This is a genomic window from Calothrix sp. FACHB-168, from assembly GCF_963889195.1.
GTDB lineage: Bacteria > Cyanobacteriota > Cyanobacteriia > Cyanobacteriales > Nostocaceae > Aulosira > Aulosira anomala_A.
On the sequence record NZ_CAWPNJ010000014.1, the window covers coordinates 171377 to 186926 of the forward strand.

9 protein-coding genes are annotated in these 15550 nt (G+C 41.0%); 3 read left to right on the forward strand and 6 right to left on the reverse strand.

All coding sequences use genetic code 11. The annotated features are described in order from the left end of the window. Window positions 1-18: 18 nt before the first annotated feature. Both AACW45_RS08000 and AACW45_RS08005 read right to left on the reverse strand, forming a co-directional pair. On the reverse strand, window positions 19-438 hold the full coding sequence (locus AACW45_RS08000) for a photosystem I reaction center subunit II PsaD (protein ID WP_190632511.1): 420 nt from the start codon (window positions 436-438) through the stop codon (window positions 19-21). A gap of 181 nt (window positions 439-619) precedes the next feature. Next, window positions 620-2656, reverse strand: a complete 2037-nt coding sequence (locus AACW45_RS08005) for a DICT sensory domain-containing protein (protein ID WP_190632512.1) — start codon at window positions 2654-2656, stop codon at window positions 620-622. Window positions 2657-3938: 1282 nt separating this feature from the next. Between AACW45_RS08005 and AACW45_RS08010 the strand changes: the two genes are divergently transcribed. Then, complete coding sequence (locus tag AACW45_RS08010) at window positions 3939-6230, forward strand: amylo-alpha-1,6-glucosidase (protein ID WP_190632513.1); 2292 nt, start codon at window positions 3939-3941, stop codon at window positions 6228-6230. Between the two features lie 520 nt (window positions 6231-6750). On the opposite strand, the gene AACW45_RS08015 is transcribed toward AACW45_RS08010, so the two are convergent. Both AACW45_RS08015 and AACW45_RS08020 read right to left on the reverse strand, forming a co-directional pair. After that, window positions 6751-7068 carry a DUF2973 domain-containing protein gene (locus AACW45_RS08015; RefSeq protein WP_096644966.1) on the reverse strand — a complete coding sequence of 106 codons (318 nt, stop codon included), beginning with the start codon at window positions 7066-7068 and terminating at the stop codon, window positions 6751-6753. Between the two features lie 378 nt (window positions 7069-7446). Then, window positions 7447-7779, reverse strand: a complete 333-nt coding sequence (locus tag AACW45_RS08020; RefSeq protein WP_190543549.1) for a DUF2605 domain-containing protein — start codon at window positions 7777-7779, stop codon at window positions 7447-7449. Between the two features lie 822 nt (window positions 7780-8601). On the opposite strand from AACW45_RS08020, the gene thrS reads away from it, so the two are divergent. Beyond that, window positions 8602-10431 (forward strand): threonine--tRNA ligase, encoded by a 1830-nt coding sequence (gene thrS, locus AACW45_RS08025; protein ID WP_190632514.1) that lies wholly within the window; start codon window positions 8602-8604, stop codon window positions 10429-10431. A gap of 111 nt (window positions 10432-10542) precedes the next feature. Here the strand turns inward: thrS and AACW45_RS08030 are convergent, their stop codons facing one another. Together AACW45_RS08030 and psb34 are read right to left on the reverse strand one after the other, a co-directional pair. Continuing rightward, entirely contained in the window at window positions 10543-11748 is a 1206-nt protein-coding gene (locus tag AACW45_RS08030) for a response regulator (protein ID WP_190632515.1), read from the reverse strand. Window positions 11749-12202: 454 nt separating this feature from the next. Continuing rightward, on the reverse strand, window positions 12203-12373 hold the full coding sequence (psb34, locus tag AACW45_RS08035; RefSeq protein ID WP_190632516.1) for a photosystem II assembly protein Psb34: 171 nt from the start codon (window positions 12371-12373) through the stop codon (window positions 12203-12205). Window positions 12374-13217: 844 nt separating this feature from the next. On the opposite strand from psb34, the gene AACW45_RS08040 reads away from it, so the two are divergent. Then, a complete protein-coding gene (locus tag AACW45_RS08040; RefSeq protein WP_190632517.1) occupies window positions 13218-15467 on the forward strand; it encodes an ATP-binding protein in 2250 nt (749 codons plus the stop codon). The last annotated feature ends 83 nt before the right edge of the window (window positions 15468-15550 follow it).

Below are 15550 nucleotides of genomic sequence, written 5' to 3' on the forward strand. Positions count from 1 at the left end.
GTTCCCAGTACCTATTACCTAAGCGTCGTAGGTATATTTACCGCTGAACTTTAGTGCAGATGGATTGGGGTTGCTACCAATGTTGCGTGGCACAAAACGGACTTTCTCACGACCTGCGTTTACCTTTTCAGGGAATACGCCATCAGCAGGATGAATCATAGTGGTTTCACCTGAAGGCAGAATCCGGTAAATCTTGTAGTCGGTGATTTTGAACTTCCGGAGTTGACCGCCCAAAGCGATACCATATTCTTTCCGAGCAATATACAACAGGTTTTGACCCTCTTGCATAGTAGCCGCGCCACCTGTAGGCAATTCAAAAACTTGAGCCTTGGGGCTAGTCCAGGTGATAGCGTACTTTTCTTCCGTTGCTGCTTTTGTCAGCAAGCCACCAGTGCTGCCAGCAAATAGCGGAGTTTTTCCAGAAAGTGCTTCTGCCATAAAGTAGTCTCTCAACGTTTTTAGGGCATCCTAACACTGCCAAACGGATCGTGTTGCAATCGTGTCATAGACTGTAACAGTTTTTAGTCCTTTTTTGGTTGTTATTAGTCAATTGTCATTGGTCAGAGACAGAGACGCGATGAATCGCGTCTGTACAATTGTTCAGTTGTCCCCCTGCTCCCTACCCCCTGCCCCCCTGCCTCTTCTTTACCCCCCTGCCCACTGCTCCCTTGCCCCGCTCCGGGCTGCTCTGGACAATGGGGACGGTAAAGTGAAACTGGCTGCCTTTGTCTTTGCCTTTGGAGGTTGCCCAAATTTCTCCGCCCCAACCATTGACAATTTGCCGACAAATTGCTAATCCCAAACCTGTACCGCCTGTGCTGCGGCGGAGTGCGCCCTCTTCTTGATAAAATCTGTCGAATACTATCTCTAAGCGATTGGGTTCGATACCTCGTCCGGTATCGGCTACGGTGACTTCGACCATTTGCTTTTCGTTACGTATGGCACTAATCGTAATGTCGCCGTGGGAGGGTGTAAATTTAAAGGCGTTGTCTATGAGTTTGGCGATGACTTCTACTAGCCAATCGCCGTCTGCTTTGACTAAAGGCAGGTTTTCGGCAATATTCGTGGTAATTTCGGGCGGTTTTTCGATGGTGGGGCGCGTCCGCATTCTACTTAGGGCTAAGTCTATACATTCTTGTAATGTCAGCGATTCGGGATGCCATTCTACGCGACCGCTTTCTAAGTTGGAAAGTGTTAAGAAATCTTGCACTAGTTTGCGCATTCTTTCGGAATCAGCGAGGGCAGTTTCCAGCATGACTTGCTGTAAATCTTGGGGCATATCTGGCTCGCTGGCGAGGCTTTCGAGGCAAACTTGAATTGTTGATAGGGGGGTGCGCAGTTCGTGTCCGGTAATGGCTATGAGGTTGCTGCGGGTACGATCTAGGGCTTCTAGTTGCTGATTGAGTTCTTCTAGGTTGGCGTAGGCTTCTGCTTGAATTAAGGCTGCGCCTACTTGAGTAGCGATCGCTTTCACTAAGTCCAATTCCCCTGGTAAACACTCATGAGGTGAGGGATTGCAGTAATGTAACTCGACTATGCCCAGCAATCGCCCTTGATAAAATACTGGTTCAATCAGCCAAGAACGAATGTCAAATTTTTTAGCGATCGCTGATAACACTGGCGAATCAATTACCCAAGGATCTTCTAGGGTATCGCTAACACACACCCCCTCGCCTTGTTTGACTATTTCCTGAAATAGTTTATTTTGCTGTAGTTGCCAAGTTTGCCCTAATACCGATGACACCCCTGGATTTAAAAATTCATGTTCAATAATGGCTTGGGCGTCTGTAGCTTGGGCGCGGTAAATTAAACAACGTCCCGCCCCCAGGTGCTGTCCTAATTCTTGGGCGGCGATTTGCAACACTTCATGGGGATCGAGCGATCGCCTAATTGCAGTACTAATAGAATTAATTAACTGTTCTTTCCGTGCTTGGGCTGTAATCGAACGATAAGCTTTATGCAATTTATACTGACTTGCTTGCAGATAAGTTACCAAGCGTTGCACAAATGGATCTGTGTCTATATCACAAGCATACTTGCTGCTTTGCTCTGTATCTGAGGCAATTTTTGGTGTCCCAATTCCAAACCTTTGGCGTGCTGCTTCTACTTTCTTCGCTAAATCTGGTCTGTAAACTACAATTCTCTCTAAAAGTAATTGAGCAGCTTTGAGACTCACGCCTCGTTCTGATGTCCAAATTCCCTCAAACCTCCGCGCTGTATCCATATCCAGGCTAGGAATCATTTCCGGATTCTGCTTATTCTTGGCAATGGAACCCAGGCTTTCTCGACATACCAGACAAGTAGCATAATTATCACCAATTACTACTAAATGCCATTCTTGGCTTAAAGCGTCATCTGGCTCAAAAGCTACTTTTTCATAATATTCCGAGCTATTCGTAAAATCCGTTTCCGGGGCAGATAATACGTATATTTGGTTACTTCGCTCCGACAAACGTTGGTAGCGATGGGCTTCTTGACGATAAAATCGCTCGCGTTGAAAGCTCGCAATTACCAACGGCTGCTCTAAAGTCGCCGCTAGAACTTGGTCTTCCATCGCATGGGAGAGCGCTGTCAGCGAAGCCTTAAAATATAGCTGGGGTCTTAGGTAGGGGAGGAACTGTAGCAGATCACTCAGCACAGAAGTTGAAATGCTCATGAATGTCGTTATAAAAAGCCCAATTCGATCTCAATCCAAGTCACAGATGCATTGTACAAATTACAACGGACTCTAAAGTCATTTAGACAAAGGGAATATGTAAAGAATCTTGACACTCTCCGCCCTATAAGGGCGAAGATTCTTCAATCTTTGACCCAACTTGCTCAGACAGGATTTCTCCAGCATGTAACAAGCACGCTTTATGCTTACTACAAAACTATCAAAAGTTTACAGATAGATCACTTGTGAGTAATCCTCGATCAATTATCGCTGATTAATTGAACATCAGCCAATTAAATATATTAGTTAACGGTGCTTTTTAACTAAGTTTTATGTCTCGAAGTTTCTAATATTATTATAGTTTTTGATATTTTTGTATTTATGTAGCCAGCTTGACATCAATTCCCATTTTACTTTTGTGTAAATGTGGCTAAATGTGAATTATCAACCTGATTTTCTCATTAGCACGATAAATCTGCCGCTAATAATACTTGCTATCTAGAGATTTTCTTGGTAGTAAATTTAATCAAATATATGAGAAAAGCCGGATAGTTTGTAATTTCATTTTATATAAATTAATTATTTAGTTTTAATTTTTATTAAAAACTATATCATACATTGTCACATTCAATTTTTGCAGAATTTTTTGGCATTGGTAATAACTACTATTTCTCAACATAAATTTATATTAGTAGGCGAGCTATTGAAGTACTACTTATTGCCCACTTTATTTATATGATTGCCAATCCGACACCAGGCGATATCACAAAAAATCAAATTTTTTCTCTAGTCAGCATATTTATCCCTGATTTTTTTGACAAAAGTCTGCAATGTAAACTTTAAATAATATGCCAGTAGATTTATTAATGCCAAAAATTAAATAAACTGCCGATATAATAACCTATCTGCATATAAATATATATTAATCGCCAAATAATCCGCAAAATCACGTAAAATCACAGTTATTTAGACTTGACGCCAGCTTAATAAAACTTTAAAAAGTATAGGTTTACCTTCTGACACAATCGATATTTAACTATTGACAGCCTTAACTATAAATCTCAAATCGGCAGTTTTAGTCCTCGATTCTGATTGCTGTAGATTTTATAGCTGTCCTTTTTTGAAGATTGTGTCAGTATGATTTTGGCTGAAATAGCTTAACTACGTTTACTAGAGCGTCTTTTTACTTCAAATCTCTGGGTAAGGTTCTCAACTAGAACTTTTTTCCTGTTGACGCTAAAGCCTACACGAAAATCTAGACCTGTACACGGAACGTTGCCTAATGACACCGGATATACTAATGACACCGGAAAAAATTTTCCTGGATGGAAAAACTTATATTCCCGCAGAACAATTACCTATCCCAGAATGGCCTTGTGTTCTGAGTGACAGACCACAACCAACCCTGACGGTAAAAGATGACGATTTATTTTTAGTGACAGACACGCTGGGGAACATTTCTGGCTGTTCTCTCAACGATGGTAACCCCAGTATGGGACTGTTTTGCTGTGATACCAGATTTCTCAATCGCTTGGAGTTACAAATTGAAGGGCGATCGCCTATCTTACTCAGTAGTACAGCTGAAAAAGGATTTGCTCTCTCAGTGCTATGTACTAACCCCAGAATTGATGAACGTCTGCGGCCTGACACCGTAGGCATTCGCCGGGAAATGGTACTCAATGGGGCACTGTTTGAAGAAATCGAAGTAGCTAATTATAGCACAACTACCGTAAGTTTTGAACTCAGCATTAGCTTTGATGCTGATTTTGTCGATTTATTTGAAGTGCGCGGTTATGACAGAGGTAAACGGGGTAGATTGCTGCGCTTAGTCGAACCTTTAACAGAAGATGGTACATCTACAGAAGGCGATGGCTTTGCATCTGTGCAAACTCAGCCAGTGCTATCGCGGGATGAATCTTTGACAATGGCTTATCAAGGTTTGGATGGCTTAGTCATGGAATCTCGGTTGCAATTTCAGCACCGCCAACCAGACTACTTTAAAGGTTACACTGCGGTTTGGCAGTTAGAGTTAACTCCCCACGAAACCCAAAAGTTAGCTTACCGGGTAAATTTACTCCGCAATAATCAACCCAGTTCTACCGTCAGCGCCGCCATTACCTTACCACAGGCAAAAGCGGCTGAGTTAATCGAAGAACAACAATGGGTAAACCAAATTACCCGGATTAGTTCAGATAAAAGCATCTTCAATCGTGTGATTGAACGCGCTGAACAAGATATGTATTTGTTGCGCCAGTCTTTTGGCAAGTATAAGACTGTTTCAGCAGGCGTACCTTGGTTTTCGGCGCTGTTTGGGCGAGATTCTATCATCACAGCTTCCCAAACTTTGATGTTAAATCCCACAATTGCCAAAGAAACGCTGATACTGTTAGCGAAATATCAAGGTAAAGTCGAAGATGAATGGCGTGATGAAGAACCAGGGAAAATTTTACACGAGTTGCGCTTGGGAGAAATGGCGCGCTGTCAAGAAATTCCCCATACGCCATACTACGGTACAGTTGATGCGACTCCATTGTGGCTGATGCTCTATGCAGAGTATTATGCATGGACAAACGATCGCGAAACTTTAGAGCAACTTTGGCCTAATGCCTTAGCAGCAATGGAGTGGATTGACCGCAATATTAAACAAACCAGCTACTTAAGCTACAATCGTAAATCTAAACGCGGTCTAGCTAACCAAGGTTGGAAAGATTCTGGCGACTGTATTGTAGATCATAAGGGAGAATTAGCTAACGGTGCGATCGCTCTTTGTGAGGTGCAAGCATATGTTTATGCAGCGAAAATGCGCCTCTCAGAAATTGCGCGGATGAAAAAGCGGCTAGATTTAGCTGATAGATGGCAAGAAGAAGCTAAAAACCTGAAAATTAGGTTTAACCGCGATTTTTGGATGGAAGACCAAGATTTCTGCGCTTTAGCTTTAGATGGCGATGGTAAGCAGGTAGATAGTATTACATCTAATCCCGGCCATTGTTTGCATTTAGGTATTTTTACACCAGAAAAAGCCTATAGCGTTGCCGAAAGATTACGCGCCCCTGATATGTTTAATGGTTGGGGAATAAGGACTTTAAGTAGTTTATCTCCAGCTTATAACCCAATGGGCTATCACATCGGTTCAGTCTGGCCCCATGATAACGCCATCATTGCGATGGGATTGCGATCGCTTGGCTTAATCGATCAAGCCTTAGAATTATGCCAAGGTTTGTTTGATATGACTAGTCAGCAACCATATTTTCGTCCCCCAGAACTGTTTTGTGGTTACGAACGCAACGGAGATAACGCCCCCGTACAGTACCCAGTGGCTTGTACGCCTCAAGCTTGGGCTACTGGTAGTGTTTTCCAACTCTTGCAAATGATAGTAAATCTCGTACCTGATGCGCAAAATAACTGCTTGCGAATCATCGATCCGGCTTTACCAGAGTCGATTAATCGTTTATCCTTCCATAATTTGCAAGTTGGTACCACCGTTCTTGATTTAGAATTTGAGCGTTCTGGTAACACTACTGCTTGTCGTGTCGCCAAAAAACGCGGAAATCTGCGCGTAGTGATTGAGGCGTAATTTAGTGGGGTATGGGGCATGGGGCATGGGGCAAGTCTTGATTTTTGTTTTTCTTCTTGTCCTTGTATCCTGTGTTCCTTACGCACAATTTAAAACGTCAAATTAAATTCTTGGAAGGGTGGGGAAACCCATTGGTGTCAATTTAAGTTAAAAATAGCCTCTGTCTTAGCTTTGTCACCCGCCTGAGAATGAATTCTCAGGCTAATAGCCCAAGTCTACTAAAGTAGACTCAAGATTTTGAGGAGATTTAGGAATCTGACGATGACTTTGGCTATTAGCAAGGAACTTCAGTTCCTTGCGGTAGCTGGGTTTTGCCTTAAGTTGACACAGGTGGGGGAAACCCCACCTCTACGAGAATCGTCATTAAATATTGAAAACATCAACTCACAAATGACCCTTGTACAGACGCGATTCATCGCGTCTCTAAAAACTGACCAATAAAAAAAGAAAGAAGATCCAAACTCCTTTCTTTACCTTTTAATATTAATTTGTTCTTCGCTCAGGAATACAGTATTCTGATTTAGCTTTCTTCTTGATTCTCCACTTTACGACCTGGAGAAGATTCATATAAAGCATCTAGTTGTTGACGGGCGTCTTCTACATTGATTGACCGCATGACTAATAAAGGTTCTTTAATTAAATTACCTGCACTATCTAATAACTCTGGATGTGGTGTAAACTGTTTTCTCGATGTGGGATAGCCATATTGTCCCCGATCGTTCATTGTTGGGTATGTTCGGTCTCGATCAAAACTGAACATAATCAGGTTACGTATTAAATTGGCAACAGCAATCACAGCAAGAATTGTAAAGGCAAGAATGTAAAGCAGGTGTAACATCGGAATTGTCCTCCAGAGGAAGTGAATTTTAAAAGTTTTTACTGTAACGCTTTGCTTTGCTAATAACTTCAGGTACAGCAATAGCAATGGCGATTAAGTTACGTACTGTTTGTACGTATGGTGTTTTCTATTAAGGGTAATCTAGTAAACGTTATTCAGAACACGGTAGCATGGGATACCTAATTTTCTGATTTATTCAAAATTTATTAAGGATTGTGACTTTTGAGAAAATCTACATACCAACTAGACAAAATTTCAACAGCTAATCAAGCTAAGGTTGGCAATGATTGCCGCTAGCTAGTCTAGCTACGCGCTGGTTTTCACAAATACTGACTTGCTGCTATTAACTAAGTTTAGCGAACCTAACTTATAAAAAATTTATTCTTCAGTCTCTTGTTCCCCTTTTTCTTGATGAAAGCGCATAACTGCATTCCAGCATTCTGTTACTATGTCATGCCAAGGATTAAGGGTGCCCATATCAAGTCCAACTTGTCCATCGGTTGCATTAAATAGCATTCTCGCTGTTCTAAGTTCCTCTTGTGCTTGTTTGACTCTGGAAAGCAAGTCATCTTGCTCTTGCTCGCTCATAAATGAGAGTTGTCTGGTTTCCAAAAAATCGCGCGATCGCGTAAACCAAAAATGAAAATCATCTAACAACGGTTCTAAGAGGCTTTTGAGCAATTCAGACCCTGGTAAATTTGAGTCTCCCATAAATGAGAAGCATATTCTGAAAGTTTCCCTCTAATCTTAACTTTATTTACAAATCTTCACATCCTTTTTTTTTGCTTAATAGAACAAACTTTACAAAAAGATGTATTTTAATATACATTTTTCTATTCTATAGTCACTCAATCGCCTGGAATAGCTATCTCAGGTATGGTTTTTTGTTCTTACGCACAAAGATATTAAAAAGTCAATATCTTTATTATAAAAATAAATCAGCCTGAAGATAGAGGGTTAATTATGATGAGAAATTGCGAAATATTGCTCTTATATTAAGCGTTTACATTGAGAAATTACAAGAGAAAATATCTGCAAATCATAGCAAATCGCAGATGATATCAGCTTCAAGGGGTAAAGCAGCGAAAATCAATCATATTAGATGTTTGTAGCTTGTCGGATACACAGGTGCGATCGCGCCATGATGATTTACCTAGCTCTGCAATACCAAACTCAAGTACATATATATTGATAAGCTCATGCCCATCTAAATTGCATAACTACTAATAAGGGCTTTAAACAGTCAATGGTCAACGGTCAACGGTCAACAGTCAACAGCCTTCACAATGGATTGTGCAACTTAAAAGCAGAATAGCTTATGCATTGATCTAGCCGATAATTCCTCTACCAACATCAAACCCCATGCCCAATGCCCCATGCCCCATGCCCAATGCCCAGTTAAGTAAACTTGGTCTAGCATAGGAAAAAGCCTGTTAATATAGCATATTTGCCCATGCTATATTTGGGTAGATTTTTCAGCACCACACTGGATAAATCAGCATTTCAATCACTTCGCCAATGGTTTAGCAGCCGATGTCGCCTAATCAACTTCCTAATCAATCAGAACAATCTGCAAAAATGTATTTACCTCGTAGCAGCGAATCGGAAACTTTAAAAAAAATTCGCCACACTGCTTCCCATGTGATGGCTATGGCTGTACAAAAGCTGTTTCCCAAGGCGCAAGTCACAATTGGCCCCTGGATTGATAACGGTTTTTACTATGATTTTGACAATCCAGAACCGTTTAGCGATAAAGATTTAAAAGCCATCCAAAAAGAGATGGTAAAAATTATTAATCGCAAACTCCCAGTAGTTCGGGAAGAAGTCAGCCGCGAAGAAGCCAAACGCCGGATTGAGGAAATTAAAGAACCTTATAAGTTAGAAATTCTCGCAGATATTAAAGAAGAACCGATTACAATTTACCACCTAGGTAATGAATGGTGGGATTTGTGCGCGGGGCCTCATTTAGAAAATACCAGCGAAATTAACCCCAAAGCCATTGAATTAGAAAGCGTTGCGGGTGCTTATTGGCGGGGTGATGAAACCAAAGCGCAATTACAAAGAATTTACGCCACCGCTTGGGAAAGTCCCGAACAATTGGCGGAGTACAAGCGACGCAAAGAAGAAGCACAAAGAAGAGATCACCGCAAACTCGGTAAGGAACTGGGATTATTTATATTTTCCGACCTGGTGGGGCCGGGTTTACCTTTGTGGACTCCCAAAGGTACTTTGTTGCGGAGTATGTTGGAAGACTTTTTGAAACAGGAACAGCTAAAACGCGGATATTTACCTGTAGTTACCCCCCATATCGCCAGGGTGGATTTATTTAAAACTTCTGGACATTGGCAGAAGTATAAAGAAGATATGTTCCCCTTGATGGCGGATGATGCAGAAGCTGCGGCTTTAGAACAAGGCTTTGTGATGAAGCCGATGAATTGTCCGTTTCATATCCAAATATATAAGAGTGAGTTGCGTTCCTATCGGGAATTACCAATGCGCTTGGCGGAATTTGGGACTGTTTACCGCTACGAACAATCGGGAGAATTAGGCGGTTTAACCAGAGTGCGCGGTTTTACTGTGGATGATTCTCATTTGTTTGTCACCCCAGAACAGCTAGACAACGAATTCCTCAGCGTTGTCGATTTAATTTTGTCGGTGTTCAATAAACTGCAACTGAAGAACTTTAAAGCTAGGCTGAGTTTCCGAGATCCGGCTAGTGATAAGTATATCGGTGGTGATGAAGTTTGGGATAAGGCGGAAGGTGCAATTCGCCGCGCTGTAGAACAGTTGGGAATGGAACATTTTGAGGGTATTGGCGAAGCGGCTTTTTACGGGCCGAAACTCGACTTTATCTTTAAGGATGCTTTAGAGCGAGAATGGCAATTAGGAACTGTGCAAGTAGATTATAATTTGCCAGAACGCTTTGATTTAGAATATGTTGCTGAAGATGGTTCCCGCAAACGTCCGGTAATGATTCACCGCGCACCTTTTGGTTCTTTGGAACGGCTGATTGGGATTTTAATTGAAGAGTATGCGGGTGATTTCCCCTTGTGGTTAGCACCAGTACAAGCGAGATTGCTACCGGTAGGGGAAGCGCAAATTGATTTTACTAAAGATGTAGTTGCCAAAATGCAAGCTTTAGGCATTCGTGCCGAAGTAGATTTAAGTGGCGATCGCTTGGGTAAATTGATCCGCAATGCCGAAAAAGATAAAATACCCGTGATGGCTGTGGTGGGAGCTAAGGAAGTGGAAACCAACACCTTAAGCATCCGTACCCGCGCTTCTGGGGAATTAGGTGCTGTAGCAGTTGATGAAGTTCTAGATAAATTAAAAACTGCGATCGCTAATTTCGACAACTTCTAATCAGTCAACAGTCAATAGTCAATAGTCAATAGCTATACAATTCAATCTCAAATAAAAAATGGTGTGTTGATAGGCGACAACACACCATTTTTATCTTGATAACAGTAACAGTTAAGGAATTTCAAAATAAGTTTGCGCTTTACAGAGATTAGCCTCTATTAATGCCAGGGGCAAGTATTTATACATTATCTCCACAACTTTATCAGCCTCTACAGGTTTAGTCATAAAGTCTGTCGCACCATAAACCTTAGAGCGAACTTGATCGAAAACACCATTATTACCTGTTAAAATCACCACTGGCGTGTTTGATAATGCAGAAATTCGCCTTAACTGGGCACATATTTCGTATCCATTGACAACCGGCATCAGCAAATCTAAAAATATTAAATCCGGTTTATGCTGGATGAGAATTGGCAAAGCTTGTGTAGAATCTTGAATCTTAATAAATCTCAGACCATTTGCGGTAATTACTTGCTCTAACATTTTACATACTTGCAAGCTATCATCTATGCAAGCAATCAGTGGCGCATTTGGTTTGTTAGGCTGTGCAAAGTTATGGTTATTTTTCTCTGGTGTTGCTGGTAAAGGTAAGTCCTCTACTTCGATTAGTTCAGCAATTCCTTTGCGGATATAGGGAATGAGTGAACGAGTTAGTGACAATACATTCTGATTCATTTTTACAGATAAATCCCATAAAGTATATTTGCCATTAATCGAATGAGCCAAGTTTTTGTAAATGGTTGTGTTTAAAAACTTTTGTAGTTCTTCTGGTTGGCGGACGATTGGTGCTAAATGAGGAGAAACACTGGCTAACCCAGCTTTTAACCAATTCTGCCAAAATTCTTGAATTTGTGTCAAATTTATCTCGGCAATTGTTGAACCAGGTGATGCTTTAAAAATTACTTCTTGAGATTGCTCATAATCTAATTTTGCTTTATTGAGATGTTGAGCTATATCAAATAATATTTCTGATATTATTCCTCTCACAATGGCATGAATTTTTGGCGGTTCGACTTGATATTTGTTTGCTAAAACTTCTAATAAACAATAATCCCAATAATCTAGAGATTTATTTTCAATATGTAAAAATAATTTGTTGATTTCCAACTGAGGATAATACTGTTGAATATAGCGTTGTAATCGCCGGTAAGGATGATCGCCTCCCGTTGCCCAAACTATATTTCCTCGATGAAAATACAGAGTCCATTTTGATTTATGAGAACTTTTAATTTTTAGCTCACCGCTATAGCGAATATTAGTAAATTTTTGCAAATTATCTAATAAGTTATCTAATTTTGTTTGTGCCAAAAAAAGCATAAAGGTAATTGGTTAGTTCAGCCAGTAAGTATGGTAGTTGCAGGATAAGACAACCTAATTGCTCACCATATTTGATTAGCAATTAGGTAATCTATAGGATGCTTAATTACCCTAAAAACATGACAAAATCAGCAGTTTTGCTGGGAACTGCTATTTTTTTGTTTATCGGTAATTATTGACGATAAAAATACTTTTTTTTGAAAAAATACTCAGCATTTTTTGATGCTATTGGCTACTAATTAATTTATCTTCTACATAATTAAATGATTTATTATTAATAATGTTAATTTATCTCAATAATTCAGATAACCGTAATAACACTGATTTCAAAGTCAGTAATTTATAGGAATGATAAAGATTTTTCTCGCAACAAAAAACCCCGGCGAAACTAACCGGGGTGAGACAGAGAAGAACGAGTGACGATGAGAGATACCAATACAGAAATCTAGAAGTTTTAGCTGATACTGACAGCAACTAAAGTCAAAGTTGTTACAATCAAGCTAGCAAAAATACCTTGGATTACATATTTGCGTTGTTCCCAAATTGCTGGGTATTCAGCGTAGTAAATTTGGGGTTCGGTTGCGTAGTTGTTGAGAACGCCATCTTCGTTAACGGTGGTATACATAATCTTTTTCTTTGGTTGTTTTTATTGTGTTTGTTACTTTATGTAAATAAATTTAACAAATTTGTTACAAAGTGTCAAGATGGATTGACAAATAATTGCACATTAAGTTAATAAGCCAGGCTTATGTGTTGAGTTCAAAGCCAAGAGGTGCAGTAACCGAGCTAGGGGCTAGGGTGGGATTTTCCTGTGACTAGCTGATATGTAAGGGACTTACAAAAAATAAATTACCCATATTCCGTAGTGCGAGCAGCGTTCGACTGAGCGCTCACGCCGAAGTCTTGCTCGCGGTTGTTCAAAAGCGAGCAAGATGTTTGTCCTTCCCTGCGGGAGGCTGCGCCCTAAGCGAAGCTATGCCGCAGGCTTTACGGACAGGCTACGCGTTAAGCGAAGCTATGCCGTTCGCGTAGCGTCTCGTTCGCGTAGCGTCTCCCCTTGGGAGAAGAGAAGGCTTTACGCACTATAAATTGATTGGGTATTTAAAAAATTGGATGTCCCTAATTAAGATTTTGGTAGGGGCGGGGTTTCCCGTCCCGTTACAATTTACCTTGGGCATCAAAGATAACAAGCCAGTCTTGCATGGGAAAAACCCATAACCAAACCGGAAAATCTCTCTTTCCCATGCCCAATGCCCCATGCCCATTTTCTAACTAGAACGCAAAATAGGCTGCTTCAGCTAGAAATCTATCTAAAGTTAGAAATTATATCTACCTTATGACAGATTATCTGTCATCGGGTTATATTAATTCGGACTTCAAAATTGAGAATTTCATTCTTAATTGGGTATTTTGGGTAAGAATTGGTGGCTAAAAACAGTAGAAAAAATCGCAAAGGAGTTTGAGCAGGCATGACGGTTCAGTCAGTGGATTTAACCAACTGCGATCGCGAACCGATTCACATTCCCGGATTGATTCAGCCGCATGGGGTGCTGCTGGCGATCAATTTATCCACCATAGAAATCATTCAAGTTAGCAACAATACAGCTAATTTCCTTTATCGCCAACCTGAAGATTTATTAGGGAAGCCGTTGTCATACCTGTTTGAAGCCAAGCAAGTTGTGACAATTCAGCAATGTTTAAATGGAGACTTTGAAAGCCTCAATCCCCTACACCTTTCTATTAAGCATGAAGGTAAAACCCTGCGATTTGATGGCATTGTTCATCAATGGGATGGGGTGGCGTTGTTGGAGTTAGAACCGAAGAATCACAAGGGAAAAGCTGACTTTTTTAATTTTTATCAGCAGGTGAAGGGGGTAATCACCAAGATTCAAAAAGCGCCAACAATGGAGCAGATGTGTCAATTGGTAGTGAAAGAAGTGCGCAAAATTACGGAATTTGAGCGCGTTATGATTTACCGCTTTGATGATGATGAAACTGGGATTGTGATTGCAGAGGATACAGATCGGGAAATTCCTTATTTAGATTTGCGCTATCCACCTAGCGATATTCCGAAGCAAGCGCGAAAACTTTATACTAGCAATTGGTTGCGCATTATTCCCAATGCCAATTATCAGCCTGTAGAGTTGATACCGGCAAATAATCCCCTAACTAATCAACCACTTGATTTAAGCTTGTCAGTGTTACGCAGCGTCTCGCCAATTCATCTAGAGTATCTGCAAAACATGGGGGTAGGCGCTTCTATGTCGATTTCTTTAGTAAATGACAAAAAACTGTGGGGTTTAATTGCCTGTCATCATTCCTCTAGTAAGTATATTCCCTATAATATCAGGGCAGCTTGCGAGTTTATTGGGCAGGTGATGTCACTGCAACTGGCAAATAAACAAGCCAGCGAAGACCAGGATTATAAGATGCAGTTGAAGTCTTTGCAAACTCAATTTGTTGAATCCCTATCGCAAGCGCAGTATTTTCTCGATGGGATTGCACAGATGGGAAGGGAACTGTTAGCGCTGGTGAGTGCTACTGGTGCGGTTATTTGCAATAGCGATCGCTTGATTCGCATCGGTGAAACTCCCCCAGAAGCTGAGATTCCCGCTTTATTAGATTGGATTAAGCCCCAACTGCAAGAAAATTTGTTTCACACGCGATCGCTTTGTCATGTTTATCCGGCGGCTGAAGCTTTTAAAGCTGTGGCGAGTGGTGTCTTAGCCCTGGAAATTTCTCGAATTCACCACCATTACATTATCTGGTTTCGTCCTGAAGTCAAGCAAATTGTGAATTGGGGCGGCAATCCTGATAAACCCGTGGAAGTCGCGGAGGATGGTAGTTTGCGTTTGTCACCACGCAAATCCTTTGCTTTGTGGCAACAAACAATAAACGGTTATTCTCTAGCTTGGAAACCTTGTGAAATCGCCGCCGTAACAGAATTACGCAGCTTGATTGTGGGTGTAGTTTTGCGCCAAGCCGATGAACTCGCATCAATGAACATGGAATTGCAGCGAAGTAATGAAGAATTAGATTCCTTTGCTTATGTAGCTTCCCATGATTTAAAGGAACCATTGCGCGGAATACATAACTACGCCAACTTCTTAATGGAAGATTATGGCGATATCTTAAACGAAGATGGCATTGCTAAACTGCAAACTTTGGTTAAGCTGACTCAGCGCATGGAAAATTTAATTAATTCCTTGCTGCACTTTTCCCGTTTGGGACGAACTGAACTGCTGCGCCAACCAGTGAATTTACAAGATTTAGTGCAACAAGCGATCGCCACCTTTACCATATCTCGACCCCAAGACAAAATTGACTTTCGCATTCCCCAAAATTTACCCAGCATCGAATGCGATCGCGCTCAGGTAAATGAAGTATTTACCAATCTCATCGGTAATGCCATTAAATATAATGACAAACCAGAAAGATGGGTAGAAATCGGCTATTTTGCCAACCCGAATACAGCAGCAACTAGCTGTTACACCTTTTACGTGCGCGACAACGGCATTGGTATTCCCGAAGAACATCAAGAAAAGGTGTTTCAGATTTTCCGACGCTTACATAGCAGAGAAGAATATGGCGGTGGTAACGGAGCCGGATTAACCATTGCCCGTAAAATTGTCGAAAGGCACGGCGGTAAAATTTGGGTGGAGTCAATAATAAACGAAGGTAGTACCTTTTATTTCACCCTAGCCGCAGAGGTAGGATGAAATTTGGTCAATAGTCAATAGTCAATAGTCAATGGTCAATAGTCAATAGTCATTAGTCATTAGTCCTCCTTGTCCCCCTTGTC